This window comes from Nocardiopsis chromatogenes YIM 90109, assembly GCF_000341185.1.
GTDB classification, from domain to species: Bacteria; Actinomycetota; Actinomycetes; order Streptosporangiales; family Streptosporangiaceae; genus Nocardiopsis_A; species Nocardiopsis_A chromatogenes.
On sequence record NZ_ANBH01000192.1, the window covers coordinates 1 to 25,662 of the forward strand.

Here is a 25,662-nt window from a genome sequence, read left to right on the forward strand (position 1 = left end):
CCCCGTGGCAGGGGTCCTGCCGCATCTGGGCGCGCAGCCGCGCGATCTCCGGGTCCTCCTCCTTGGGGCCGCCCGCCGGCGCGGCCGCCCGGGTGTCGATGGACCCGTCGTTGAGCTTGTTGCGCAGCGTCGCCGCCAGGTCGGCCCGCGACCTGGGCGAGCGCCCGGAGAACGTCTTGGGCACCCGCACCCGCCCGACCGCCTCCACCGGCGCCGGGAAGTCGGCGGCGTTGACCCGCCGCACCTGCTTGTCGACGGTGAGCACCAGCGGCGCGGGCACGTCGCCGCGCAGGCCCGGGTCGAGCACGACCGCGAAGCCGCGGCTGCGTCCGGCCGGGACCTTGATGACGTCGCCCGGGCGCAGCCGCCCCAGCGCCTCCACGGCCTCGTCCCGGCGCCGCGCGTTGCGGCTGCGCGAGCCCTCGGCCTCGATGTCACTGAGCCTGCGCCGCAGCGCCGCGTACTCCATGAAGTCGCCCAGGTGGCACTCGGCCGCCTCGGCGTACCCGGCCAGCGCCTCCTCCTGCTTGCGCAGCCGCTTGACCAGCCCGACCACCGCCCGGTCGGCCTGGAACTGGGCGAAGGAGGCCTCCAGCATGTTGCGGCTGCGCTCCCGGCCCACCTGGCCCACCAGGTTGACCGCCATGTTGTAGGACGGCTGGAAGCTGGAGTCCAGCGGGTAGGTGCGGGTGCTGGCCAGGCCCGCCACCGACTCGGGGTCGGTCCCGGCCTGCCAGACCACCACCGCGTGGCCCTCGACGTCGATGCCGCGCCGTCCCGCGCGCCCGGTGAGCTGGGTGTACTCGCCCGGCGTGAGCGGCGCGTGGGTCTCGCCGTTCCACTTGTCCAGCTTCTCCATCACCACGGTGCGGGCGGGCATGTTGATGCCCAGCGCCAGCGTCTCGGTGGCGAACACCGCGCGGATCAGGCCGCGCGAGAACAGGGACTCCACCACCTCCTTGAAGGTGGGCAGCATCCCGGCGTGGTGGGCGGCCACGCCGCACTCCAGGGCGCGCAGCCACTCGTGGTAGCCCAGCACCGCCAGGTCCGCCGGGGGGATGTCGGCGCACTGCCGCTCCGCGTAGTCGCGGATCCGGGCCGCCTCCTCGTCGGTGGTCAGCACCAGGCCCGACCCGACGACCTCGCGCACCGCGGCGTCGCACCCGGCGCGGCTGAAGATGAAGGTGATCGCCGGGAGCAGCCCGTCGCGGTCGAGCTCGTCGATGATCTGGACCCGGCTCGGCGGGGCGTGCTTGGCGCGCGGGCGGGGGCCGCCCTTGGCCCGGCTCTGCGGGTGGCGCCGCCGGTGCGCGAGCTGGGTGATGCGGTCGTCCTCCACCGCGAAGCGGATCAGGCGCGGGTTGATCCGCATCTTCTCGCCGTTGACCTCCACGTGCACGGCCGGGTCCTCGCCGCCGCCGCGCCCGTTGCGGTCGCGCTTGCGGGTCCGCCTGCGGCCCGACCCGCCGCCCTCCTCGGCCTCGTCCCCACCGGAGGCGTCCTCGGCCGGGACGAACAGGTCGTGCAGCCTGCGGCCGACCATGACGTGCTGCCACAGCGGCACCGGGCGCTTCTCGTCCACGATGACCGTGGTGTCGCCGCGCACCTGCTGCATCCACTCGCCGAACTCCTCGGCGTTGCTGACGGTGGCCGACAGCGCCACCATCCGCACCGACTCGGGGAGGTGGATGATCACCTCCTCCCACACCGCGCCGCGGAAGCGGTCGGCGAGGTAGTGCACCTCGTCCATGACCACGAACGCCAGCCCGGACAGGGTGTGCGACCCGGCGTAGAGCATGTTGCGCAGCACCTCGGTGGTCATGACCACGATCGGCGCCTCGCCGTTGACGCTGTTGTCCCCGGTCAGCAGCCCGACCCGGTCGGCCCCGTAACGGGCCACCAGGTCGTTGTACTTCTGGTTGGACAGCGCCTTGATGGGCGTGGTGTAGAAGCACTTGGACCCGTCGCGCAGCGCCGTGTGCACGGCGTACTCGCCGACGATGGTCTTGCCCGACCCGGTGGGGGCGGCGACCAGCACGCCGTGGCCCTGTTCGAGCGCCCGGCACGCCCGCACCTGGAAGGGATCGAACTCGAATCCGTAGAGCCCTTGGAAGTCCTCGATGTCGGGACTGCTCTGGGCCTGTCGGCGGCGGAACGCGGCGTACCGCTCGGCGTGCGTACTCATCGCCCCCAGCCTATGGCGTCCCGGACACGGGCGGCGACGACCGGTCCCGCCGGGGGCGCGGGCGCGCCGGGGGCCGCCCGCGCGGAGGTCACTGCAGGAGCCGCACCGCGCCCGGCACCGCCTCGCACACCAGCGGCAGGGCGCCCACGCGCTCGCCGTCGGCGTACCCGGACACCGGGCGCCCGTCGGCGCCCGGCTCGGCCTCGACCACCACCCGGCGCCCGGTGAGCACCTCGACCTCGTCCAGCTCCACGTGGGACCCGCTGAGCGCCCGGGGGAAGAAGCGCAGGAAGTCGCCGACCCCGACCGCGTGCACGAACACCGCCTCCAGCAGCCCGTCGTCGGAGCGGGCGCCCGGGCACACCCGCACCCCGCCCCCGTAGCTGCGGGTGTTGCCCACCGCCGCCAGCATGCCCTCGGCCTCCACCACGTGCCCGTCCGCCTCCAGGCGGAACGGCACCGGGCGGAACGAGCGCAGCTCGGCGGCGATGCCCGCCAGGTAGCTGGCCGACCCCAGGGAGAGGCCGAAGCCGTTGACCCTCTCGTTGACGCGGGCGTCGAACCCGCAGGCCAGCACGCTCAGGTAGTGGAAGCCGGGGCCGCGCTCGCCCCCGGCACAGGAGACCGCGTCCACCTCCACCGCGTATCCGCGCAGCGCGCGCCGGGCCGCCTCGGCCGGGGAGGAGCCGATGCCGAACTCGCGGGCGATGTCGTTGCCGGTCCCGGCGGGCAGCACGCCCAGCGGCACGCCGGTGCCCACCACGCCCTGCAGGGCGGTGTTGACCAGCCCGTCGCCGCCGACCGCGACCAGCGCGTCGGGGCGCTTCTCGGCGGCCTCCCGGGCCAGGCGGGCGCTGTCGGCGGCCGAGCGCCCGACCAGCACGGTGGTGTGCGCACCGGCCGAGCGGAGTTCGGCCAGCAGGCGGCGGGCCGCGACGGCGGCGCGGCCGCGGCGGGAGGAGGGGTTGACGAGGACGGCGATGCTGCGTGGCATGGGGGGCTGTTCCTGTCGGGCCGGATCCGGGGGTGCACCCGGGCGCGCCCGGGTGCAGCGAGGATACCGACCGGTAGCCCGCCGCGCCGCCCCGCCCCTCGGGGCCGGGCGGCGGACGGCGGGCGGAACGGCCCGGCGGGGTCCGCCCTCAGTCCTGCGCCTGGTCCCCGGGGCGGGGCTTGTTCAGCGGGGAGGGCACCGCGTGCACCTCGACCTCGCCGCGCTGGATGCGGCGCTCCTCCTCGGTCAGGTACTCCTCGGGGATGTCGAACTCCCCGTCCTTGGCGCCGAGCACGAAGGCCTCCCACTCCTGCGGGGTGAAGAACAGGATGCCCTTGTCGGGGTTCTTGCCGTCGCGCACGGCCCGGAAGCCGTCGTCGAACTTGGCGACCTCCACGATCGCCTCGGAGTCCTCCCGCGACAGCGACGAGCGGTACCAGACCGCGTCGGTCGTGTCGTGCCACTTCTCGTTGCCCATGGCCTCGGGTGGGAGCTCGCGCTTCTTCTCTTCACTCATGGCCGAGTCCTTTCCGGCGGGGGGGGCGGCCTCCCCGGGTCCGCGGATCCGGGGCGCACATGTACGGGGCGACCTTAGCGCCTCGCGTCGTCCCCGGCGGCGTCCTCGGCGTCATCCAGCGGGGAGAGCTCGTCGTCGGCGAGGCCGTCGGCCTCCCCCACGCCCCGGCGGCGGTCGTGCAGGAAGCAGAACAGCTCGGCGATCTCGAACAGCACGATCAGCGGCACCGCCAGCGCCAGCATGGAGATCGGCTCGGCCGGGGTGACCATCGCCGACAGCACGAACACCCCGAAGATGATCAGGCGGCGCCACTTGGCGAGCCCGGCGTGCGTGACCACACCGAGCAGGTTCAGCAGGATCACCAGCAGCGGCGTGACGAACGCGAACCCGAACACCAGGATCATCAGGATCATGTAGTTCAGGTAGTTCGTGATGGTGATCATCGCCACCATGTCCTCGGTGGCGAACCCGAAGAGCACCTGCAGCGCCAGCCCGGTGATGTAGTAGGCCAGCCCGGACCCGGCCAGGAAGAGCGGGACGGCGGCGGCGACGAAGTAGTAGGTGTAGCGCTTCTCCTTGCCGCGCAGCGCCGGGGCCACGAACGCCCAGAGCTGGTAGAGCCAGAACGGGCTGGCGATCAGCAGCCCGATGACGATGGCGACCTTGAAGCGGAGGAAGAAGGGGTCGAAGATGCCGGTGAAGATGAGCTCGCAGCCGTCGCCGCCGTCGCGGACCTCGGCCGGCAGGCGGCAGTAGGGCGCCTGCAGGGCCTGCCACACCGGGTCGAACACGGTGAACCCGACCGCCACGCCCACGGCGATGAACAGGGCCGCCTTGACGACCCGTCCGCGCAGTTCGCGCAGGTGGTCCATCAGCGGCATGCGCCCTTCCGGGTCCTTGGGGGGCCTACGCCGCTGTCGCCGGTACTGCATCGCCCGCAAACGCTCCTCGAAGCGGGCCGCGAAGGCCCGCGATCCTGTCCGTCCCTAACCGCGGGCGCGCCGCCCGCCCGCGCCGCTCAGTCCTCGTAGCGCCGGACCGGCTCGCCCTTCTCGTTCACGATCCGCTGGCCCGCGGGCAGCTCGGGGTACTGGCGCTCCTGCTGCTGGCCCTGGGCGCCCTGCGCGGACGGGGCCTGCCCGTCCTCGGCGGCCTCCTGGCCCTCCTTGCGCTCCCCGTTCTCCTCGTCGACCAGGCCCTTGGCCTCGGTCTTCAGGATGCGGGCGCTCTTGCCGAGCGAGCGCGCGAGCGTGGGCAGCTTGGACGCGCCGAACAGCAGCAGGGCGATCAGCAGCAGGATCAGCAGCGTCCGAAAGTCCATACCCATGACTTCAACCTCTTTCCCAGGCGCGACCTGCACCTTTGATCGTACGCGCTCTCCGTCGGCGCCCGATCCGGGGGCTCATTCGGCCCCCTGGCCGGCGCCGCGGGTCCGCGCACGGTAGGCGCGGTAGTGCGGCTCGAGCTCGCCCCGGGTCCGCGCGACCTGCGCGCGCAGACGGCGGAGTTCGGCCAGCATCCGGGCGGTCAGCACCGCCACGGGGAGCAGGCCGACGAGGGTCACAGCGGCGAGGCCGACGATCGCGAGCACGACCACCACCATACTCGGTCGAACATGAAACCCGCCCGGCCCACAAGTGTCGCGCACCGGACGAATGCGTCACGATCCGGCCGAACACCGCCCGTTCCCGACGGACCCGCACCCTCCCGGGTCCCCTTCCCCCCTCCGGTCACCCCCCGGGCCGGTCCCCGTACCCCTGAAGGGCGCGGACGGCGTCCTCGCGCACGCGCTCGGCCAGGTCGGCCGGGGCCACCACACGGGCCTGCGGGCCCAGGCGCAGGGCGAGCCGCCGGACCCACCGCGGCGCCGGGGTGCGCAGGGTGGCGCGCAGGCGGCCCCCGCCCAGCTCCTCCAGGCCGCTGCACACGTACTCCTCGGCCACCCAGCGGGCCTCGGGCTCCAGCTCCAGGGTGACCCGCGCGTCGTCCTCGGAGAGCTGCAGGACCCCGCCGCTGAGGTCCCGGCGGCGCGCCGATTCGGGCACCCGCGCCGCCTCGGGCAGCACGGTCAGGTCCAGGACCCGGTCCATCCGGAACAGCCGCACGCCCCCGCGCAGGCGGCACCAGCCCTCCAGGAAGGCGTGCCCGTCCTGGACGACCAGGCCCATCGGCTCGACGTCGCGCTCGGTGACCTCGTCCTCGTAGCCGGACAGGTAGCGCAGGTGCAGCCGCTGCCCGGCGCGCAGCGCCTCCCCGCAGCGGCGCTGCTTCTCCCGCTCGTCCTCGTCCAGGTCCACCCGGACCGCGACCGAGTCGGCGAACTCCTCGGCCGCCGCGCCCGCGGCGGCCCGCAGCTTCTCCCCGACCCGCTTGAGGGCGTCGCCCCCGGCCGCGCCGGGCAGCTCGCCCAGCAGCTCCAGGCCGACGATCAGGCTGGCCGCCTCGTCGGCGGTGAGCCGCAGCGGGGCCGCCAGCGCCTCGGCGTTGCCGATGATGATCTCGCCGGTCTCCTCGGCCGCCTCCAGGTCGACCTCGATCAGGTCGCCGGGGGTGTAGCCGGGCAGGCCGCACATCCACAGCAGCGCCAGGTCCTTGAGCACCTGCCGCTCGGACAGGCCGAAGGAGGCGGCCACGTCCGGCACCCGCACGTCGTGGCTCAGCGCGTAGGGCACCAGCATCAGCAGGCGCCGCAGCTGCTCGGCCGAGGCGCTGACCCGCCGGTCCCCCGCGCCGTCCCCGAGCGGCGCGTCGCCGCCGCCCTCCTCCTCCGGGGCGCGGTCGGCGACGGCGCGCAGGTGCCCCACGACGGCGGCGCGCGCCTCGGCGGGCTCGGTGACCACGACCCGGTCGCCGAACCGCGCCACCGCGCCCGCCAGGTCCTGCAGGTCGGCGTAGGGCAGCTCCAGGCGGTCCCAGCGCCGGGCCGGGCGGCCGCCGCGGCCCTCGTCCACCCGCGCCCCGGCCTCGACGCTCCGGGCGGCGCGGCGCAGCTCGTGCCCGGCCCCCTCGGCCACCAGCAGGCCCGCGGTGTACTCGGGCTCGGAGCGGTGCGCGCGCACCACCGACCGCACGTCCACCCCTTCGGGCACGCGCACCGGCGGCCCCGAGGAGAGCACCTCGACCCCGCCCACCACGCGCCCCAGGCGGAACACGCGCCGCTCGCCGCGGTCGCGGTCGCGCCCGGCCACGTACCAGCGCCCGCGCACGTTGACCACGCCCCACGGCTCCAGCACCCGCCGTTCGGGGGCGTGGGCGCGCGGCTTGCGGTAGTCGAAGGCGACCGGGCGGCGGTCGCGCACCGCCTGCCACATGGGCAGGAAGGCGGGCTCGTCGGTGGCGAGCACGGGGGTGACCGCGGGGGCGGCGTCGGCGTCGGTGGGCACCCCCGCAGCGCGCAGCTTCATCATCGCCCCGGCGGCGGCGTCGCCCAGGGCGGCGTGCCGCCAGGCGCGGGCGGCCAGGCCGAGCACGGCGGCCTCGTCGGGGAGCAGCTCGATCTCGGGGAGGGTGTAGGCCGCACGCGAGATGCGGTAGCCCTCCTCGCCGCTCCACAGGTCCCCGCCGCCGGTCTCGACGGGGATGCCGCTCTGGCGCAGCTCCTTCTTGTCCCGCTCGAACATGCGCTTGAACGCGCCGTCGCTGTCGGCCTCCTCGTATCCGGCCACGGTCGCACGGATCTCCCGGGCCGTGAGGTACCGCCGGGTCGACAGCAGGCAGATCACCAGGTTGAGCTGGCGCTCCGTCTTCTTTCTGGACATCGGCGGATCCGTTCCTCCCCGCATCGCCGCGCGCCGCCGAGGCGGCCTTCAGCCCCGAAGGTACCGTCATTTCCGTGATCCGATGGCGTGAAGGACGGGTACTGGGGACGGGCCGCGAGTGGCCCGGCGCGGTCGAGCTGGAGGTCCGGCTGGCCCCCGGGCCGGCGGACGGGGCCGGGGACGGCCGGGGCGACGGCTCCGGCGGCGGTGGAGCGGGCACGGGCGGCACCGCGGCCCCGTGCCGCGCACTGGCCTACACCGGCCTGGTGGGGCGCCCGGAGGAGGGCGACCGGGTGCTGCTCAACACCACCGCCCTGGACCTGGGGCTGGGCACCGGCGGGTACGCCATGGTGGTGGCCCTGCCGGACCGGCTGCCGCCGGACGCCCCCGCCCCCGGCCACCTGGTCAAGGCGCGCTACACCCCGGTGCAGACCGCCGTCCTGGGCGCCGACGGGCAGGACGCCCCCACGCACGGGCTGCTGCGCGGCGCCGAGAGCGTGGAGGGCATGCCGGTGGTCACCGCCGACCTGCACTCGGCGCTTCCGGCCGTGCTGGCCGGTGCTCACCTGGAGCGGCCGGGGCTGCGCGCGGTGTACGTGATGCTCGACGGCGGGGCGCTCCCGGCGGCGTTCTCCCGGACGGTGGCGGGCCTGCGGGAGGCGGGGCTGCTGGCGGCCTCGGTGACCACCGGGCAGGCCTTCGGCGGCGACCTGGAGGCGGTGACGGTGCACAGCGGGCTCCTGGCCGCCCGGCACGTGCTCGGGGCCGACCTGGCGGTGGTCGCGCAGGGGCCGGGGAACCTGGGCACCGGCACGCCGTGGGGGTTCTCGGGGGTGGCCGCGGGCGAAGCGGTGAACGCGGCGTCGGTGCTGGGCGGGCGCCCGGTCGCCGCCCTGCGGGTGAGCGAGGCCGACACGCGCGAGCGCCACCGGGGGGTGTCGCACCACAGCCTGACCGCCTACGGCAAGGTGGCGGTGGCGCGGGCGGACGTGCCGGTGCCGGTGCTGCCGGGCGCCTTCGGCGAGCGGGTGGCGGCCGAGGCCGCGCCGCTGGGCGGGCGGCACCGGCTGGTGGAGGTGCCCGTGGACGGGCTGGAGGAGGCGCTGCGGGGGCTGCCGCTGCGCCTGTCCACCATGGGCCGGTCGCTGGACGAGGACCGGGCGTGCTTCCTGGCGTCGGCCGCGGCGGGCCGCCACGCGGCCCGGCTGGTGGGCGCCCTCCCCCGTTGATCTCGACGACGGTGCTGTCAACCAGTGGTTCTGACAGCACTTCTGCCGCGGGCATCGCCGAGTGCGGACGCCGTGCACGACGGAGGCGCGGGGCGGCCCTCGGCCGCCCCGCGCCCCGTGTCCCCACGTCAGGGGCCGGAAGGCCCCGGACGCGGTGCCGCTACTTCTCCTCGCCCTCGGACTCGTCGCCGGACTTCTCCTCGTCCCCGGACGTGTCCTGGTCGCCGGACTCCTCGTCGCCGCCGGTCTCCTCGGCCGGGGGCGGCGGGTCGACGGCGCCCAGGATGTCGATGACGAACACCAGCGTCCCGGCGGGCTGCCCGTTGTCGGCGGCGTCCTTGCCGTAGGCCTGGTCCTCGGGGATCACCAGCAGCACCCGGCTGCCGACCTTCTCGCCCTTGAGGCCCTCGTCCCAGCCCTCGATGACCTGGCCCTGGCCCAGCGGGAAGGTGAACGGCGCGCCGCCCTTGCTCCAGGTGGAGTCGAAGACCTTGCCGTCCTCCCAGCGCACGCCGGTGTACTGGACGACGAGTTCCTGCTCGTCCTCGACCTCGGGCCCCTCGCCCTCCACGAGGTTCACCTTCTCCAGCTCCTCGGGCGGATCGCCCTCGGGGATGGAGATCTCCGGCTCGGCGGCGCCGTTGTCGGGGGCGGTGGGCAGGCCGTCGCCGCCGTCGGTGCTCTGCTCGCCGGGGACGGTGTCGCCCTTGCCGAAGCGGTCGCGCACCTCCAGCACCGAGACCGAGTCGCCCTCGGGGATCTCCGAGGGGTCCATCCCCTGCGCCTGGGCCTGCTCCGGGTCGGCCGCGGGGAAGACGAACACGACCTGCGCGCCGACGTTCTGGTTGACGATGTCCTTGTTGAACTCCTCGCCCAGCTGCTCCATGGACAGCAGGAACGGGGTCCCGGTCTCGTAGGTGGAGTTGGTCTTCTCCGCCTTGCCCTTGCCTTCCCACTGGTAGTCGACGATGTCGACGAGCAGCAGGTCGTCGGCGCGGACGATCTCCCCCTGGTCCTCACCCGGCCGCACCACGCCGGAGATCTGCTCGCCGGGCGGGGCGATGTCGGGGAACTCGACCTTGGGCTCCTCCCCGGGCTTCCCGCTGACCTCCGGAAGCCGGCTGTCCACGTCGTCCCCGGTCTGAAGGAAGGCCGGCGTCTTCCAATCCTCGGGAATCGTGCCGCAGGCGGACACCGCCAGCAGCACGGCAGAGAACGGTACCGCGAGGGCGGCGGCACGTCGTCGCATAGGGCACAACCTCTATATCGGCTCGGGTCCCCGACACACTATCGGAAAGGCGATCCTTCCGTATCCGGGTAAGAACCGGTTAAGGGCCCTTTGGCACAGGGGGTTACGGCGCCCCTGCGACCGAATCGCGGGGCGCGGGACACCGGGTCGCGGGGCCGCCCCGGAGCCGCCGGGGCGCGCCCCGGCGGCCCGCGGATCACATTCCGGCGATCAGCTTCTCCACGCGCTCGTCGACCGCCTTGAAGGGGTCCTTGCACAGCACGGTCCGCTGCGCCTGGTCGTTCAGCTTCAGGTGCACCCAGTCGACGGTGAAGTCGCGCCGCTTCTCCTGCGCCTTGCGGATGAACTCCCCGCGCAGCCGCGCCCGCGTGGTCTGCGGCGGCACGGACTTGGCCTCGAAGGTGGACAGGTCGTTGACGACCCGGTCCATCTGCCCCTTGCGCTGCAGCATGTAGAACAGCCCGCGGTCGCGGTGGATGTCGTGGTAGGTCAGGTCGAGCTGGGCGATGCGCGGCGAGGACAGCGAGAGCCCGTGTTTGGCCCGGTAGCGCTCCAGCAGCTTGTACTTGGCGACCCAGTCGATCTCCCGCTCCACCAGCGACAGGTTCTGCGTCTCGACCGCCTCCAGGGTGCGCGCCCACAGCTCCAGCACCCGCTTGCCGGTGGCGTCGGTGCCGTTCCGGTCGACGTAGGCCTGCACCTTCTCCAGGTACTCGTGCTGGATCTCCAGCGCGCTGGCCTCCCTGCCGTTGGCCAGCCGCACCTTGCGGCGCCCGGTCATGTCGTGGCTGACCTCGCGGATGGCCCGGATGGGGTTCTCCAGGGTGAAGTCGCGCATCACCACCCCGGTCTCGATCATCCGCAGCACCAGGTCGGTGGAGGCCAGCTTGAGCAGGGTGGTCACCTCGCTCATGTTGGAGTCCCCGACGATCACGTGCAGGCGGCGGAAGCGCTCGGCGTCGGCGTGCGGCTCGTCGCGGGTGTTGATGATGGGCCGGGACCGGGTGGTCGCCGAGGAGACGCCCTCCCAGATGTGCTCGGCCCGCTGGCTGACGCAGTACAGGGCGCCGCGCGGGGTCTGCAGGACCTTGCCCGCCCCGCAGATGATCTGCCGCGTCACCAGGAACGGGATGAGCACGTCGGCCAGGCGCCCGAACTCGCCGTGCCGCCCCACCAGGTAGTTCTCGTGGCAGCCGTAGGAGTTGCCGGCCGAGTCGGTGTTGTTCTTGAACAGGTAGATCTCGCCGGCGATGCCCTCCTCGTGCAGGCGCTGCTCGGCGTCGACCTGCAGCCCTTCCAGGATCCGCTCGCCGGCCTTGTCGTGCGCCACCAGGTCGGCCAGGTCGTCGCACTCGGGGGTGGCGTACTCGGGGTGGCTGCCCACGTCCAGGTACAGGCGGGCGCCGTTGCGCAGGAAGACGTTGCTGCTGCGTCCCCACGACACGACGCGGCGGAACAGGTAGCGCGCCACCTCGTCCGGCGACAGCCTGCGCTGTCCCCGGAACGTGCAGGTGACGCCGTACTCGTTCTCAAGTCCGAAAATGCGGCGTTCCACGCGGCCTCACCCGTTTCCCGTCCCGTGGCAGCCGCGGATGCCCGTCGCGGCCGGTCCGCACCGGCCGGAGCCCCGCCGCGCTGCCGACGACTCCACTGTTGTTATCGGCTCCCTCCGGCCGGGGGAAACCGGCCGCGCCCCTCGGGATGCTCCGCGGGGCGCGGCCGGGCCGATCGGATGCGCCCCTGATCAGGCGGAGGGCTCCTGGTCGCCGGGGCCCCCGTCGTCGGAGACGCCGTCGTCGGAGGCGCCGTCGGACCCGCCGCCGCCCGAGGAGGCGGACGGGGCGCCCCGCCCCTCCTCGATCAGGCGGGTCAGCCGGGCCCCCTGGATGCGGCGGAACTTGCGGTGCTCGCGCGCCCGCTCCAGCACCGCCACCTCCAGGTTGGCCGCGTCCAGCTCCCGGCGCTCGCCGTTCTCGTGGGCCAGCGCGTGCATGGCCGCCGACAGCGCCTCGCTCAGCGGGGCGCCGCGGTCGAAGCGCTCCTTGAGCGCGGCGGTCACCGCGTCCGCGGAGCCGCCCATGGCCAGCAGCCCCTTCTCATCGACGACCGAGCCGTCGAAGGTGATCCGGTAGATCTGGTCGGTGTCGGCGTCGTCGCCGACCTCGGCCACGACGATCTCCACCTCCCAGGGCTTGTTGGACTCGCTGAACACCGTGCCCAGCGTCTGGGCGTAGGCGTTGGCCAGCATCCGACCGGTGACGTCGCGCCGGTCGTAGGCGTAGCCGTGGGAGTCGGCGTAGCGCACACCGCCCAGCCGCAGGTTCTCGAACTCGTTGTAGCGGCCGACGGCGGCGAAGGCCACCCGGTCGTACAGCTCGCTGATCTTGTGCAGCGTGCGGGACATGTTGTCCGCCACGAACAGGATCCCGCCGTCGTACTGCAGGACGACGGCGCTGCGGCCGCGCGCGATGCCCTTGCGCGCGTAGTCCGCCTTGTCCTTCATGCTCTGTTCGGGCGAGACGTAGAACGGCATCGACACCGCTGATCGTTCCTTTGCTCTCTGTGGTCCGTGCGGGCTCGTCGGTGCGGGCCGGGTCAGTCGATCGGCGCCGTGGGCCCGTCGGGCCGCTCGGACCGCTCGGCCACCACGGTCTCGGCGACCGCCGCCACCTCCTCGGCGGGCAGTCGGCGGTAGCCGTCCTCGGTGACCACGTCGACCAGCGGATAGATCTTGCGGTGGACGTCGGGCCCGCCGGTGGCCGAGTCGTCGTCGGCGGCGTCGTAGAGCGCCTGCACGGCCGCGGTGACGGCCTGCCGCTCGTCGAGCCCGTCGGTGAACAGCTTCTTCAGGGACCCCCGGGCATAGACCGAGCCCGAGCCGATCGAGTGGAAGCGGTGCTCCTCGTAGCGCCCCCCGACCGGGTCGTAGCTGAAGATGCGCCCGCCCTCACGGGCCTCGTCGTAGCCGACGAGCAGCGGGACCACGACGAAGCCCTGCATGGCCAGGCCCAGGTTGCCGCGCAGCATGTTCGCCAGGCGGTTGGCCTTGCCCTCCAGGGACAGCGGCCGCCCTTCGCGCTTCTCGTAGTGCTCCAGCTCGACCTGGTACAGGCGGGCCAGCTCGATGCCGATGCCGGCGGCCCCCGCGATCGCCACCGCGGAGTACTCGTCGGCGCGGAACAGCTTCTCCATGTCCCGGTTGGCGATGGTGGTGCCCGAGGTGGCCCTGCGGTCCCCGGCGAGCACGACGCCTCCGGGGAAGGTCAGCGCCACGATCGTGGTGGCCTCGGGGGTGAGGGGCCGTCCGTCCGTCCCGTGCGGCAGGTCGTGCCACCGGGGAAGCAGGTCGGGGTGGACCGCGCTGAGGAACTCGGAGAACGACGCCGGCCCCGGGTTCATGTACGCGGCGGGCAGCCGTCCGCCCTCGAACGCTTGAGACACGCGACTCCCTTCGGGTGGCGCCCCGCCCGCCCCGCGGTGGGATGCGGGGCGGACGGGGCGCAGGCGACTATCGACGTTTACCGCCGACCCTACTGACAGCGGAGGGAAGGGGTGGAGCCACCGGCCCGGACTCTGCTGTGGGCGAACCGGCCCGGGGCGGCGTCCGGGACCGGAATCCGGGCGGGCGGCCTCCGGGCGGCCCGGCCCGGAGGCTACTGGCCGCCCTTCTGGACGAACTGGCGGACGAAGTCCTCGGCGTTGGACTCCAGGACCTCGTCGATCTCGTCCAGGATGTCGTCGACGTCCTCGTCCAGCTTCTCGTTGCGCTCCTGCGCCTCGGCGCCGGCCTCGACCTCCTCGACGTCCTCGTCGCGCCGGGTGGTGTGCTTCTGCCCGCCGGTGTCCTTGGTCGCCATCCCACAACCTCCTCGATCGGGGCCCGTTGCCCTTATCTTGGCCCAGCGGGGCCCGGCTCAACCTTGATCGCCGGTCCCGTTGTCCGCACGTTACCGACTTCGCGGCGTTTTGTCCGTACACCCGTCCGAACATCGGCGTGGCCCGGGGTGTTCCCCGCCCCCCCCGGTGCGAACCGGCCCGCCCCGGCCGGGGCGGGCCCGGCCGGGTCCGGGCGGCGGACCCGCCAGGGCCCGCGGCGCCACCGCCGGGACGGAGGGAGGACCCCGGCACCCGGTCCGCGGCGCCGGTACCGCACGGGCGCCCGGGGCCGGAGGCCGACCGCTCCCCCGCCCCGGGCGCCGCGGTCCTCAGCGCCTGCCGCCGGTGAGCACGGCGACCAGGTCGGCCGCCGTGTCGGCGCTGTCCAGCAGTGCCCCCACGTGCTCGCGTGTGCCGCGGCCCGGCTCCAGCGTGGGCACCCGCTGCAGCGAGTCGTAGCCGGGCAGGTCGAAGATGACCGAGTCCCAGGAGGCCGCCGCCACGGCGTCGGCGTACTTGGCCAGGCAGCGGCCGCGGAAGTAGGCGCGGGTGTCCTCGGGCGGCTCGGTGATGCTGCGCTCGACCTCGGCCTCGTCCACCAGGCGCCGGATCCGGCCCCGCCCGGCCAGCCGGTTGTACAGGCCCTTGTCCTGGCGCACGTCGGAGTACTGCAGGTCGACCATCTGCAGCCGGTGGTGGCCCCAGTCCAGCCCGTCGCGGCTGCGGTAGCCCTCCAGCAGCTTGAGCTTGGCCACCCAGTCCAGCTCCTCGGCGCAGAGCATGGGGTCGCGGGAGAGGCGGTCCAGCACGTCCCCCCACATCCGCAGCACCTCGGCGGTGTCGGGGTCGGGCTCGCTGCCGTAGCGGTCCTGCACGTACTTCTCGGCCAGCTCCAGGTACTCGCGCTGGATCTGCAGGGCGGTCATCCGCCGCCCGTCGCGCAGCCGGGCCTGGTGGGTCAGGCCGGGGTCGTGCGAGATGGCCCGCAGGTCGGCCACGGGCGTCTCCAGCGACAGGTCGACGCCGATGAACCCGTCCTCGATCATCGACAGCACCAGCGACGTGGTGCCCAGCTTCAGGAAGGTGGACACCTCGCTCATGTTGGCGTCGCCCAGGATGACGTGCAGGCGCCGGTACTTGTCGGGGTCGGCGTGCGGCTCGTCGCGGGTGTTGATGATGGGGCGCTTGAGCGTGGTCTCCAGCCCCACCTCGACCTCGAAGAAGTCGGCGCGCTGGCTGATCTGGAAGCCCGAGTCGCGCCCGTCGGCGCCGATCCCGACCCGGCCGGCGCCGCAGACCGCCTGGCGGGAGACGAAGAACGGGATCAGGTGGCGCACGATGTCCCCGAAGGCGGTCGACCGGCGCATCAGGTAGTTCTCGTGGCAGCCGTAGGAGGCGCCCTTGTTGTCGGTGTTGTTCTTGTAGAGCTGGATCGGCTCGACCCCGGGCACGGCGGCGGCCCGCCNCCCCGCCTTGTCCCACAGCACCGCGTCCCGGGGGTTGGTCACCTCCGGGGCCGAGTACTCGGGGTGCGCGTGGTCGACGTACAGGCGGGCGCCGTTGGTCAGGATGACGTTGGCCAACCCCAGGTCCTCGTCGGTGAGCTGGGTGGGGTCGGCGACCTCGCGGGCGAGGTCGAAGCCCCGCGCGTCGCGCAGCGGGTTCTCCTCCTCGAAGTCCCAGCGCGCCTTGCGCGCCCGGGCGGCCGAGGCCGCGAGGTAGGCGTTGACCACCTGAGTCGAGGTCACCATCGCGTTGGCACCGGGGTTCCCGGGCACGGAGATCCCGTACTCGGTCTCGATGCCCATAATCCGCCGCACAGTCATGGTGGAAGGTTATCCACCGACGCGCCGTCTTGAACTCCCCCACGGGGATTGTGGCCCAAGTGCCTCTGGGCGGGGGCCGGAAGGGCCGTTTCCGGCACCGGCGGCCGGGCGCGTCGGTACGCCGGAGGTCCCGCGTTCCGGCCCGCGCCCCCTGTCCCCTCTCCGGATCCGGCGATGCGGCGGCGGGGCGGCCCGGTGTGCCGCCGTCCAGGGCCTCACCGCTCGGTGTGTCACGTTCCGGGCTCCTGGGGGGTCATGTGGGGGACGGACAATCGACTCCGATCGGAGGCCGGACCAGTGGGGACGACGACCACCACCGAGACCAGTGCCGGGGCGGCGACGCTTCGGGAGCTGCACAAGCCGGGCGACCCTCTCCTGCTGCCGAACGTGTGGGACGCGGCGAGCGCGGCCATCGTCGAGGAGGCCGGGTTTCCGGCGGTCGCGACGGCCAGTGCGGCGATCGCGGCCATGCTCGGCCGCCCCGACCACGAGGGGGCGCCCGCCGGAGAGATGCTCGACGCGGCCGCGCGCGTCGCCCGGGCGGTGCGGGTCCCGGTCAGCGTCGACGCCGAGGCCGGGTACGGCCTGCCCGCGGAGGAGCTGGTGGAACGGCTCGCCGGGATGGGCGCGGCCGGGTTCAACATCGAGGACACCGACCACGCGGGCGGTGGGATGGTCGGCGCCGCCGAGCAGGCGGAGCGCATCTCCCGGCTGCGGGAGGCCGCCCGGGGTTCCGGCCACGACCTGGTCATCAACGCCCGGGTCGACGTGTTCGTCAGCGGCGGGGAGAGGGCCGTGCAGGACCGCCTCACCGAGGCCGTCGAGCGCGGGCGCCGCTACATGGACGCCGGGGCGGACTGCGTCTACCCGATCCTGATCCCGTCCGAGGAGGCGCTCGCGGCGCTGGTCGAGGGCGTCCCCGGACCGATCAACGCCAACTGCATGCCCGGCTGGTCGAGCCTGAGCCGCCTGGCCGAGCTGGGGGCGGCCCGCGTCTCCTTCGGCCCGATGCCCTACCTGCGCACCCTGGACACGCTGAAGGAGGTGGCCGCCCGAGTCGCCGAGTACGGCGACCCCTACTCCGTCTGACCACGGAACGCACGGGACGCGCCGCGGCCGGAGGGTGCCCCGCCACGGCGGACTCCGCCCCCTTCGCCGACGTCACCCGCCGTAGCGACCACGGCGTCGGCACGGACGACTCCGCCCCACGGGCCGGGGCTCCCCGTCTTGTTAACACCATGATGACACGGGGCCCGGAAACGACCGGGACGGACAGGGGCCCACCGGCAGTGCCGGTGGGCCCCTTCAGGCTGCCTCAGGCCGCGTTTCTACAGGTACTGGCCGGTGTTGGCCACCGTGTCGATGCTCCGGCCGGAGTCGGCGCCCTTCTTGCCGGACACCAGGGTCCGGATGTAGACGATGCGCTCGCCCTTCTTGCCGGAGATGCGGGCCCAGTCGTCGGGGTTGGTGGTGTTGGGCAGGTCCTCGTTCTCGCTGAACTCGTCGACGCAGGCCTGCATCAGGTGCGAGACCCGGATGCCCTTGGACCGGTTGTCGATGAAGTCCTTGATGGCCATCTTCTTGGCCCGGTCCACGATGTTCTGGATCATCGCGCCGGAGTTGAAGTCCTTGAAGTACAGGACCTCCTTGTCACCGTTGGCGTAGGTGACCTCCAGGAAGCGGTTCTCCTCGGTCTCGGTGTACATGCGCTCGACGACCCGCTGGATCATCGCGTCCACCGTGGCCGACCGGGAGCCGCCGTGCTCGGCGAGGTCCTCGTCGTGCAGCGGGAGCTCGTCGGTGATGTACTTGGAGAAGATGTCCTGGGCCGCCTCGGCGTCCGGCCGCTCGATCTTGATCTTGACGTCCAGGCGGCCGGGCCGCAGGATCGCCGGGTCGATCATGTCCTCGCGGTTGGAGGCGCCGATGACGATGACGTTCTCCAGCCCCTCCACGCCGTCGATCTCGCTGAGCAGCTGGGGGACGATGGTGTTCTCCACGTCGCTGGACACGCCCGAGCCGCGGGTGCGGAAGATCGAGTCCATCTCGTCGAAGAACACGATCACCGGCGTTCCCTCGCCGGCCTTCTCCCGGGCCCGCTGGAAGACCAGGCGGATGTGCCGCTCGGTCTCGCCGACGTACTTGTTCAGCAGCTCGGGGCCCTTGATGTTGAGGAAGAAGCTCTTGCCGACGTCCTGGCCGGTGCGCTGGGCCACCTGCTTGGCCAGCGAGTTGGCCACCGCCTTGGCGATGAGCGTCTTGCCGCAGCCGGGCGGGCCGTAGAGCAGCACGCCCTTGGGCGGGCGCAGCTGGTGCTCGTAGAACAGGTTCTTGTGCAGGTAGGGCAGTTCGACCGCGTCGCGGATCATCTCGATCTGCCCGCCGAGGCCGCCGATGTCGGTGTAGGAGATGTCGGGCACCTCCTCCAGGATCAGCTCCTCGACCTCCGACTTGGGGATGCGCTCGTACACATAGCCCGAGCGCGACTCCAGCAGCAGGGAGTCGCCGGGCCGGACCGGCTCGCCGCGCAGCGGCTCGGCCAGCCGGACGATGCGCTCCTCGTCGTGGTTGGAGATCACCAGGGCGCGCTCGCCGTCCTCAAGGGCCTCCTTGAGCATGACGACCTCGCCCACCGTCTCGAAGGACTGCGCCTCGACGATGTTGAAGGCCTCGTTGAGCATGACCTCCTGGCCGGGGCGGAGCGTCTCCACATCCACCGACGGGCTGACGTTGACCCGCATCTTGCGGCCGTTGGTGAAGATCTCGACCGTGTCGTCCTCGCGCGACCCCAGGAACACCCCGAAGCCGGAGGGCGGCTGGGCGAGCCGGTCGACCTCCTCCTTCAGGGCCACGATCTGGTCGCGGGCCTCCTTCAACGTGGAGACCAGGCGCTCGTTCTGCCCGTTCGCGGCGGCGAGGTTGGCCTGCGCCTCGCGGAGCCGGTCCTCCAGAAGCCGTACATGGCGAGGGGAGTCGGCGAGCTTGCGCCGGAGGACGCTGAGTTCCTTTTCCAAGTAGGAGACCTGGGCCGTGAGTTCTTCGACTTCACGGTCGCGCTCTGCCTGACGCTCGTCGTCGCGATCGGCCACGTCCGCCACCTCCTTATAAGAGGACGACTACTCGGAACCCTACCTACCCATGGACTATTCCTAACCTCCCGGGCGCTGGGAGTGTCGTAGACCTCACTTTTCGATCTTGTAAAAGCCTAGGTCACCCTGGTACTAGAGCACGTGCCGTAATGAGAAAGTAACGTTTCCACCCAGGCCCGGGCGCGGCCGGGGCGCCCGGACCGGAGGAGGGGCCCGGGCGCCCGCGGGTATGTGCTAGGGGGTGTTGCGTGGGTCATGGCCGTAGCGAGCGGCGTCCAGGTGCGTCCATCGCAAGGACGCTGTGTTTTCCGAGAAGCAGTGGAGTCAGCCTGGGCGCGCTGTCGACTGATGAGAACGCGGCGAGGGGCGTGCCTGGGGCGCCGCGCAGTAGGCCGTGACCCACGCAATACCCCCTAAGCCCCGGCGCCGTCCGGCGCGGCGGCGGCACCGCCGCCCTCCCGGGCACCCTCGTCCTTCTTCTTCTGGCTCTTCTGCCACTCCTCGCCGTAGGCGCCCTTGGCGGGGCGGCGGCGCCGCTCCGGCGGCTCGGCGTCGTCGGCCAGGCGGCGGGCGGTCACCAGGAACCCGGTGTGGCCGATCATCTTGTGGTCGGGGCGCACGGCCAGGCCCTCCACGTGCCAGTCGCGCACCATGGTCTCCCAGGCGTGCGGCTCGTAGAAGCGGCCGTGGTCGCGCAGGGCCTCCACGACGCGGGAGACCTGGGTGGCGGTGGCGACGTAGGCGCACACCAGCCCGCCGGGGATGAGGGCGTCGGCGACGGCGTCCACGCACTCCCAGGGGGCGAGCATGTCCAGGACGACGCGGTCGACCTCGCGGGGGGCGCCCGGCTCGGCGAGGCGCTCGTTCAGGTCGCCGACGGTCAGCTCCCAGGCGGGGTGGTCGTCGCCGAAGTAGCGGCGCACGTTGGTGCGGGCGATCTCGGCGAAGTCCTCGCGCCGCTCGAAGGAGTACAGCCGCCCGTGCTCGCCCACGGCGCGCAGCATCCAGCAGGACAGCGAGCCCGACCCGGCCCCGGCCTCGATCACCCGGGCGCCGGCGAAGATGTCGGCCTGGGCGAGGATCTGCGCGGCGTCCTTGGGGTAGACGATGGTCGCCCCGCGCTTCATCGACAGGGTGAAGTCGAGCAGCAGCGGCCGCAGGGCGACGTAGCCGACGCCGGAGGTGGAGCGGACCACGCTGCCCTCCGGACGCCCGATGAGGTCGTCGTGGTCGAGCCGCCCCTTGTGGGTGTGGAACGCCGTACCGGCCTTCAGGGTGATGGTGTGCATCCGGCCCTTGGGGTCGGTGAGCTGCACGATGTCGCCGTCCTCGAAGGGTCCGCGGCGGCCGTGGATGCCGGTCACTGGTGCTCGTCTCTCCGGTGTCGTGGATGGTGGTCGACGGCGCGCCGCGGCGGGGTCCACGCGGAGTCCGGATACGGATCGACCTGCGGCCCGGCGCCGCCCGGGCGCGCGACGGCCCAGGGTATCCCCCGCGTGCGCGCGCGGCGTAATCGGTCGCGCGCGGGGCATCGAATACGGCGGAGGCCGGAGCGGGCGGCGGGGGCCGCCCGGGCCGCGCAGGCGGCGGAGTCAGGAGGCGGACATGGCGGACCAGGCAGCGGACACGCACGTCGGCGTGGGCGTGGACATCGGGGGCAGCGGCATCAAGGGGGCGCCGGTGGATCTGGGCACGGGTGCGTTCACGGCCGACCGGGTGAAGATCCGCACGCCGCAGCCGTCCACCCCCGAGGCGGTGTCCCGGGTGGTGGCGCAGATCGCGTCGTCCGTGGGCGGGGGCGCGCCGTCCGGGGCGCCGCTGGGGGTGACCTTCCCGGGGGTGGTGCGCAACGGGACGGCGGAGACCGCGGCCAACGTGGACGACGCGTGGATCGGCCAGAACGTGGAGGGGCTGCTGTCGGAGGCGACGGGGCGGGCGGTGGCGGCGGTCAACGACGCCGACGCCGCGGCCGTGGCCGAGCACCGGTGGGGGGCGGCGCGCGGGGTGCGCGGGACGGTCCTGCTCACGACGCTGGGCACGGGGATCGGGACGGCGCTGTTGGTCGACGGGCACCTCGTGCCCAACACCGAGTTCGGCCACCTGGTGGTGGACGGCCACGACGCCGAGACCCGGGCGTCGTCGGCGGCCAAGGAGCGCGAGGAGCTGTCGTACGAGGAGTGGGCCACCGAGCGGCTGCAGCGGTACTACGAGGAGGTGGAGCGGCTGCTGTCACCGGACCTGATCGTCATCGGCGGCGGGGTGAGCCGGAAGGCCGACAAGTTCCTGGGGTATCTGAAGCTGAAGGCCGACGTGGCCCCGGCCGACCTGCGCAACGCGGCGGGCATCGCCGGGGCGGCGCTGATCGCGGCCGAGCGCTTCGCCTGATGGTCCCCGCCGGGACGGTGGGACGCGGTGCCGTAGCCGCCGACAGGGCCGCCGACCGGTGAGGACGCCTTTCGCCGGAAGCGGCCGAGGGCCGGGGCGGCCCGGGCCGGTCGGCCGGGAGGCCGGACCGCTGACGGGGCCGGCGCGGCCGCCGAGCAGGCGCTGAACGCTTGGGGCCGGGCGCCGCCTCCCGCGGGCCGCGCCACCGCACCGGGTCCGCTACCGGGACGGTGCGCCCCTCCCTCCGGAGGTCCGCCGCTCGGCGGTACCGCAGTGGGGCCCAGGTGGTGCTCGGATCATGCCCGCGGGAAGCGCCGACGGCTTCATGTCCATCGCCAGGCCGCTGCCCCTCCCGGAAGCGGGGGAGTCGGCCCGGGTACACCGCCGACCGATGAGAACGCGGCGAGGGGCGTGTCCGGGCGCCGTGCAGTAGCTCGTGATCCACGCACCGCCCCCTGACCCTCCGCCGCCGTCCCCCGCCCTCTCCCCTCCCCCGCCGTGGTCACGGGCGGGAGGGCCCGGGGCGCCGCCTGGGCCCGTTCCGGGTCCCGGGGGTCAGGACTCGGGACGGGCGGGGGACAGCACGCGGACGATGCGCCGGGCGGCGCCCCGGGGGTCGGCGGCCGGGGTGAGCGGCGACTGGGGCAGGGCGGCGCCGCACGGCAGGCCCTCGGCCTCCCAGCGCAGCCACCACCACAGGCTGCCGCGGTGCGGGCGCAGCACCGCGCGCTGCACGCGGCGGCCCCCCGCGCCGGCGGCCTCGACGGTCCCGGTCGCCCGGTCGACGCGGGCCTCCAGGCCCCAGGACTGCAGTTCGGCCGTCAATCCGCGGACCGCACGCGCCCATGCGGCGTCGGGGGTCCTGTCAAGCCGATGACCGTTTCCGGCCACGCCGGGCCTACCGGAACCACGGGTCTCCATGCTCGTCCGCCCTCCCGTTCGTCGACGAAATCCCAGCCAGGCAGGGACTTCAGTCCCTTGACTGTGCACCATCCGACGCTCGCGGAACAGTCATATGCGGACTACGCATAGCAGTATTTCTTTCACACATAGCCATCAACGCCAGGTGGCGACCCTAACCTAGGCTCATGCCCCACCGAGACGGCGCTCTGCCACCGGAATTCTGGACCCGGCCGTCGATGGCCGCCGCCCTGTCCACGTGCGACATCGCCGTGATCGTGGAGGACGTCCGCCGCTACCGCGGCTGGTCGCAGGGCGAGCTGGCCCGCGCGGTCGGGTACTCCCAGAGCTGGGTGTCCCGCGTGGTGAACGGCCAGCAGTCGCTCACCGTCGACCAGGTCCGCGACCTGGCGTCACGCCTGGGCATCCCGCTCCACCAGCTCCGGTTCGGCGGCGCCGACGAACCGGACGAGGGGGATCCCACGCGACGCAGAGAATTCGGCAAGGCCGCGGCGGTGACCGCGCTGACGCTGCCGCTGTCGGGGGGNCCCGTCCCGGCGGCCCAGGCCGAGATCCACGAGGAGACGGCGCCCACGCTGCGCGCCATCACCGGCGGCCAGCGGCGGATGGACGCCGCCGCGCCCGCCCGCGACCTGGCCCGGGGCGCGATCGCCCACGTCGAACTGGCCGGGCTCACCCTGGAGCGGGCGCGCAACACCCCGTTCGCCGCCGACGTGGCCGCGGCGGCCAGCGAGGCCGCCGGGTTCGCCGCCTGGCTGCACGCCGACATGGGCGACGCCGGGTCGGCCCGCTCCTACTACCGCGCCGCCGTCGAGCGCGCCCGGCGGGCCCGCAGCCGCCTGCTCGACGTGTACATGCTCGGCAGCCTGGCGGCGTTCGAGATCGACGCGGACGACCCGGCGCTGGGCCTGTCCCTGGCCCACGAGGCCGGGCGCCGCCTGGGGCCCGGCGCCCACCCGACCGCCACCGCCTGGCTGGCCTGCGTGCGCGCGCAGGGCCAGGCGGGGCTGGGCCGCGCCTCCGAGGCCGACCGGGAGATCGCGCTGGCCGAGCGGTGCGTCGAGCGCTCGGACAACGCGCACCCGCCCTGGCCGTGGGTGTTCGCCTTCGAGCCCGCGAAGGTCGCCGGGTACCGGGCCCTGGTCAACGTCCGGCTCAAGCGGCCGAAACAGGCGCGCACCGCCTTCGCCGAGGCGTTCTCCGGCACCCGGCCCGGCGCCAAGCAGGGGGCGGTCCTGCAGGTGGAGATGGCCCGGGCGCACGCCCACGCGGGCGACTCCGACGAGGCCTTCCGGCTGGCCGGGGAGGCGCTCACCACCGGGGCGCGGCTGCGCTCGGAGCGGGTCGTGGACCGGGTGCGGCGGTTCCGCAAGGAGTACCGGGGGCCGCGGGCCCGCGCCGCCGACCGGCTCGACGCCCAACTGACCGCCGTCCTCACCGGCGGCCCGTCGTCCCTGGTCTGACCAGGGACACCCGGGGGTATCCCCCACACCAGGCCCGTCGTTCCTCCGGGGAGGGGGGATCCGCGTGCGACGCATCGCCATCACCGGGCACCGTGGCCTGCCGCCCGCCGTGGAGCGGGAGGTCGACGCGGCCCTGCGCGCCCACCTGGCTCCGCTCGGCGGCGGGCTGATCGGCCTGAGCTGCCTGGCCGACGGCGCCGACAGCCTGTTCGCCCGCGCCGTGATCGAGGCCGGGGCCGACCTGGAGGCCGTCGTCCCGGCCGAGCGGTACCGGGACGGGCTGCCGCCCGAGCACCGCCCGGTCTACGACGAGCTGCTGGCGCGGGCGGCGCTGGTGCACCACCTGCCGTACACCGACTCCACCCCGCAGGCGCACCTTGAAGCGGGCAGGCACCTGGTGGACCACTGCGACGAGCTGCTGGCGGTGTGGGACGGCCGCGCCGCGCGCGGGCTCGGCGGGACGGCCGACATCGTGGCCTATGCGCAGGAGTGCGACCGCCCTGTGGTGGTGTTCTGGCCGGACGGCGCCATGCGCTGAGACGGTGCCCTGCGTGAGGTCGCCGTCCGCTCCATGCCGGTCCATGCCGGACGTCCATGGCGACACCGGCGGCGTCCCCGGCCCCCGGCCCGGGGCCCGGCTCCGCGTGTCAGGTCCCGGCGAAGGCGTCGCCCACGTCCCGCGACCGCAGCACCCCGTACACCCCGCCGTCCTCACGCACCAGCAGGTAGACGGGTGCGGGCGTGCGCCGCATGGCCTCCAGCAGGCGCTCGCCGTCCAGGTCGGCGTCGAGCACCGACCCGGCGGTGACTGCCACCGCCACCTGCGACACCGGCGTCCACGGCAGGCGCCCTTCGGGGACCCGCTCCTCGGCCGCGGGGTCGACGATCGACACCGGCGCCCCGGAGGAGTCGGTCACCAGGACGGCGCCGGCGTCGGCCTCGCCCATCAGGCGGCGGGCCTCCGACAGCGGGGTGTCGCCGGACACCGGGACGGCGCGGCGGGCCAGGGTCCGCGCGCGCAGCTTGGGGATGCGCTCGCGGATCCTGGCGTTGCGGAGCGCGCTCCCGGCCCCCGTCCACATGAAGGCGCCCAGCAGCACCCCGAGCAGGACCATGAACACGCTCGGCGTCTCGCCGGTGCGCAGCGCGAACAGCAGCGGCGCCAGCATCACCAGCACGGCCAGGAAGCGCCCGCCCCAGGCCGCCACGACGGTTCCGGCGGTGGGACGGCGGGTCAGCTTCCATACGGCCGCGCGCACCACCTTGCCGCCGTCGAGCGGCAGCCCCGGCAGCAGGTTGAACACGCCCACGAGGAGGTTGGCCACGAAAAGCTGCCAGGTGAGCACGCCGACCACGGTGTCCGGCGGGACGAACGGCAGCGCCACGAACCCCAGGGCGGCCAGGACCAGGGACAGCAGCGGCCCGGCGAAGGAGATCCAGAACTCCCGGCCCGGGGTCTGCGCCTCGTCGCGCATCTCGGTGACCCCGCCGAGCATGAACAGGGTGATGCGGTGCACATGGACGCCGAACACGCGGGCGACGACGGCGTGCGCCAGCTCGTGCACCAGCACCGACGCGTACAGCAGTACCGCGAAGGCGAACGCCACCAGGTAGGAGGCGGGGCCCAGGGCCAGGGTCCGCTCCACCACGGGCTCGTAGACGATCGTGATGATCGCGGCGATGATCAGCCAGGACGGGGTCACATAGATCGGGATGCCGAACGGACGCCCCATGAGCAGGCCGGAGCCGCGCCCCGTCCCGCCCCGCGCCGCAGGCCGAGTGCTGCTGCCGTTGTCGGTCACACCGCCAGGCTACGCGGTGCGCACGGCGGGCGCGCCGCCCTAAGGTTGGGGGGCATGGACACCGCCTCCGCGACGCCGCTTCCCTCCCTCTCCCCCTCGCGGGCCTCGGACTTCCTGCAGTGCCCGCTGCTGTACCGGTTCCGGGTGATCGACCGGCTCCCGGAGAAGCCGAGCCCGGCGGCGCTGCGCGGCACGCTGGTGCACGCGGTGCTGGAGCGCCTGTACGAGCTCCCGGCCGACACACGGACCCCGCGCACCGCCCGCGCGCTGGTCGAACCGCAGTGGGAGAAGCTCCGGTCGTCGCGGTCGGAGGCGGCCGAGCTCTTCGGTGAGCCGGGCGGCGAGGACGAGCGGGCGTGGCTGGGGGG

Annotated in this window: 23 protein-coding genes; 6 read left to right on the forward strand and 17 right to left on the reverse strand. The window is 73.6% G+C overall.

The window, feature by feature from the left end:
• The 7 genes from D476_RS0118595 to D476_RS0118625 form a co-directional block, all read right to left on the reverse strand.
• On the reverse strand, positions 1 to 2,185 hold a 2,185-nt coding region (locus tag D476_RS0118595; protein ID WP_017625437.1), incomplete at its 3' end, for a DEAD/DEAH box helicase.
• An 88-nt stretch (positions 2,186 to 2,273) separates the two neighbouring features.
• Positions 2,274 to 3,179 (reverse strand): diacylglycerol/lipid kinase family protein, encoded by a 906-nt coding sequence (locus D476_RS0118600; RefSeq protein ID WP_017625438.1) that lies wholly within the window; start codon positions 3,177 to 3,179, stop codon positions 2,274 to 2,276.
• A gap of 148 nt (positions 3,180 to 3,327) precedes the next feature.
• Positions 3,328 to 3,696 (reverse strand): DUF397 domain-containing protein, encoded by a 369-nt coding sequence (locus D476_RS0118605; RefSeq protein ID WP_017625439.1) that lies wholly within the window; start codon positions 3,694 to 3,696, stop codon positions 3,328 to 3,330.
• A gap of 74 nt (positions 3,697 to 3,770) precedes the next feature.
• Positions 3,771 to 4,577 carry a twin-arginine translocase subunit TatC gene (tatC, locus tag D476_RS0118610; protein ID WP_017625440.1) on the reverse strand — a complete coding sequence of 269 codons (807 nt, stop codon included), beginning with the start codon at positions 4,575 to 4,577 and terminating at the stop codon, positions 3,771 to 3,773.
• A gap of 137 nt (positions 4,578 to 4,714) precedes the next feature.
• Positions 4,715 to 5,017 carry a twin-arginine translocase TatA/TatE family subunit gene (locus D476_RS0118615; RefSeq protein WP_017625441.1) on the reverse strand — a complete coding sequence of 101 codons (303 nt, stop codon included), beginning with the start codon at positions 5,015 to 5,017 and terminating at the stop codon, positions 4,715 to 4,717.
• Positions 5,018 to 5,098: 81 nt separating this feature from the next.
• Positions 5,099 to 5,287: a hypothetical protein gene (locus D476_RS0118620; protein ID WP_239648755.1), complete on the reverse strand. Its 189-nt coding sequence runs from the start codon at positions 5,285 to 5,287 to the stop codon at positions 5,099 to 5,101.
• Positions 5,288 to 5,426: 139 nt separating this feature from the next.
• Complete coding sequence (locus tag D476_RS0118625; RefSeq protein WP_017625443.1) at positions 5,427 to 7,454, reverse strand: helix-turn-helix transcriptional regulator; 2,028 nt, start codon at positions 7,452 to 7,454, stop codon at positions 5,427 to 5,429.
• Positions 7,455 to 7,528: 74 nt separating this feature from the next.
• Here D476_RS0118625 and D476_RS0118630 point away from each other — a divergent pair, with 74 nt between their 5' ends.
• A complete protein-coding gene (locus D476_RS0118630; protein ID WP_017625444.1) occupies positions 7,529 to 8,683 on the forward strand; it encodes a DUF3866 family protein in 1,155 nt (384 codons plus the stop codon).
• A 160-nt stretch (positions 8,684 to 8,843) separates the two neighbouring features.
• On the opposite strand, the gene D476_RS0118635 is transcribed toward D476_RS0118630, so the two are convergent.
• From D476_RS0118635 to dop, 6 genes are all read right to left on the reverse strand, one after another.
• Positions 8,844 to 9,932: an FKBP-type peptidyl-prolyl cis-trans isomerase gene (locus tag D476_RS0118635; RefSeq protein WP_239648756.1), complete on the reverse strand. Its 1,089-nt coding sequence runs from the start codon at positions 9,930 to 9,932 to the stop codon at positions 8,844 to 8,846.
• Between the two features lie 196 nt (positions 9,933 to 10,128).
• Positions 10,129 to 11,487 (reverse strand): Pup--protein ligase, encoded by a 1,359-nt coding sequence (gene pafA / locus D476_RS0118640; protein ID WP_017625446.1) that lies wholly within the window; start codon positions 11,485 to 11,487, stop codon positions 10,129 to 10,131.
• Positions 11,488 to 11,676: 189 nt separating this feature from the next.
• Positions 11,677 to 12,465 carry a proteasome subunit alpha gene (gene prcA, locus D476_RS0118645; RefSeq protein WP_017625447.1) on the reverse strand — a complete coding sequence of 263 codons (789 nt, stop codon included), beginning with the start codon at positions 12,463 to 12,465 and terminating at the stop codon, positions 11,677 to 11,679.
• A 62-nt stretch (positions 12,466 to 12,527) separates the two neighbouring features.
• Complete coding sequence (prcB, locus tag D476_RS0118650) at positions 12,528 to 13,373, reverse strand: proteasome subunit beta (RefSeq protein ID WP_026123639.1); 846 nt, start codon at positions 13,371 to 13,373, stop codon at positions 12,528 to 12,530.
• A 212-nt stretch (positions 13,374 to 13,585) separates the two neighbouring features.
• A complete protein-coding gene (locus D476_RS0118655) occupies positions 13,586 to 13,789 on the reverse strand; it encodes a ubiquitin-like protein Pup (protein ID WP_017625449.1) in 204 nt (67 codons plus the stop codon).
• 348 nt (positions 13,790 to 14,137) lie between these two features.
• Complete coding sequence (dop, locus tag D476_RS0118660) at positions 14,138 to 15,634, reverse strand: depupylase/deamidase Dop (protein WP_338036249.1); 1,497 nt, start codon at positions 15,632 to 15,634, stop codon at positions 14,138 to 14,140.
• A 297-nt stretch (positions 15,635 to 15,931) separates the two neighbouring features.
• On the opposite strand from dop, the gene D476_RS33810 reads away from it, so the two are divergent.
• Positions 15,932 to 16,723 (forward strand): isocitrate lyase/PEP mutase family protein, encoded by a 792-nt coding sequence (locus tag D476_RS33810; RefSeq protein ID WP_017625451.1) that lies wholly within the window; start codon positions 15,932 to 15,934, stop codon positions 16,721 to 16,723.
• Between the two features lie 239 nt (positions 16,724 to 16,962).
• Here D476_RS33810 and arc read toward each other — a convergent pair whose 3' ends face one another.
• Both arc and D476_RS0118675 read right to left on the reverse strand, forming a co-directional pair.
• Positions 16,963 to 18,732, reverse strand: a complete 1,770-nt coding sequence (gene arc, locus D476_RS0118670) for a proteasome ATPase (RefSeq protein WP_017625452.1) — start codon at positions 18,730 to 18,732, stop codon at positions 16,963 to 16,965.
• Positions 18,733 to 19,136: 404 nt separating this feature from the next.
• Positions 19,137 to 20,087 carry a tRNA (adenine-N1)-methyltransferase gene (locus D476_RS0118675; protein ID WP_017625453.1) on the reverse strand — a complete coding sequence of 317 codons (951 nt, stop codon included), beginning with the start codon at positions 20,085 to 20,087 and terminating at the stop codon, positions 19,137 to 19,139.
• A 241-nt stretch (positions 20,088 to 20,328) separates the two neighbouring features.
• Between D476_RS0118675 and ppgK the strand changes: the two genes are divergently transcribed.
• A complete protein-coding gene (gene ppgK, locus D476_RS0118680) occupies positions 20,329 to 21,108 on the forward strand; it encodes a polyphosphate--glucose phosphotransferase (protein WP_017625454.1) in 780 nt (259 codons plus the stop codon).
• Between the two features lie 555 nt (positions 21,109 to 21,663).
• Here the strand turns inward: ppgK and D476_RS0118685 are convergent.
• A complete protein-coding gene (locus tag D476_RS0118685; RefSeq protein ID WP_017625455.1) occupies positions 21,664 to 21,933 on the reverse strand; it encodes a hypothetical protein in 270 nt (89 codons plus the stop codon).
• A 314-nt stretch (positions 21,934 to 22,247) separates the two neighbouring features.
• Between D476_RS0118685 and D476_RS0118690 the strand changes: the two genes are divergently transcribed.
• Positions 22,248 to 23,492: a helix-turn-helix domain-containing protein gene (locus tag D476_RS0118690; protein ID WP_017625456.1), complete on the forward strand. Its 1,245-nt coding sequence runs from the start codon at positions 22,248 to 22,250 to the stop codon at positions 23,490 to 23,492.
• A 64-nt stretch (positions 23,493 to 23,556) separates the two neighbouring features.
• Complete coding sequence (locus tag D476_RS0118695; protein ID WP_017625457.1) at positions 23,557 to 24,030, forward strand: hypothetical protein; 474 nt, start codon at positions 23,557 to 23,559, stop codon at positions 24,028 to 24,030.
• A gap of 109 nt (positions 24,031 to 24,139) precedes the next feature.
• Here D476_RS0118695 and D476_RS0118700 read toward each other — a convergent pair whose 3' ends face one another.
• Complete coding sequence (locus D476_RS0118700; RefSeq protein WP_026123641.1) at positions 24,140 to 25,294, reverse strand: site-2 protease family protein; 1,155 nt, start codon at positions 25,292 to 25,294, stop codon at positions 24,140 to 24,142.
• A 54-nt stretch (positions 25,295 to 25,348) separates the two neighbouring features.
• Here D476_RS0118700 and D476_RS0118705 point away from each other — a divergent pair.
• Positions 25,349 to 25,662, forward strand: a 314-nt coding sequence (locus tag D476_RS0118705) for a RecB family exonuclease (protein WP_017625459.1), incomplete at its 3' end; no start/stop codon positions are given.

What these genes read in the sequence shown, in the direction of transcription:
- D476_RS0118615 (WP_017625441.1), bottom strand. Translation starts at nt 5,017, where the DNA reads ATGGACTTTCGGACGCTGCTGATCCTGCTGCTGATCGCCCTGCTGCTG.
- D476_RS0118625 (WP_017625443.1), bottom strand. Translation starts at nt 7,454, where the DNA reads ATGTCCAGAAAGAAGACGGAGCGCCAGCTCAACCTGGTGATCTGCCTG.
- D476_RS0118655 (WP_017625449.1), bottom strand. Translation starts at nt 13,789, where the DNA reads ATGGCGACCAAGGACACCGGCGGGCAGAAGCACACCACCCGGCGCGAC.
- prcA (WP_017625447.1), bottom strand. Translation starts at nt 12,465, where the DNA reads ATGCCGTTCTACGTCTCGCCCGAACAGAGCATGAAGGACAAGGCGGAC.
- D476_RS0118635 (WP_239648756.1), bottom strand. Translation starts at nt 9,932, where the DNA reads ATGCGACGACGTGCCGCCGCCCTCGCGGTACCGTTCTCTGCCGTGCTG.
- ppgK (WP_017625454.1), top strand. Translation starts at nt 20,329, where the DNA reads ATGGCGGACCAGGCAGCGGACACGCACGTCGGCGTGGGCGTGGACATC.
- D476_RS0118605 (WP_017625439.1), bottom strand. Translation starts at nt 3,696, where the DNA reads ATGAGTGAAGAGAAGAAGCGCGAGCTCCCACCCGAGGCCATGGGCAAC.
- D476_RS0118600 (WP_017625438.1), bottom strand. Translation starts at nt 3,179, where the DNA reads ATGCCACGCAGCATCGCCGTCCTCGTCAACCCCTCCTCCCGCCGCGGC.
- tatC (WP_017625440.1), bottom strand. Translation starts at nt 4,577, where the DNA reads ATGCCGCTGATGGACCACCTGCGCGAACTGCGCGGACGGGTCGTCAAG.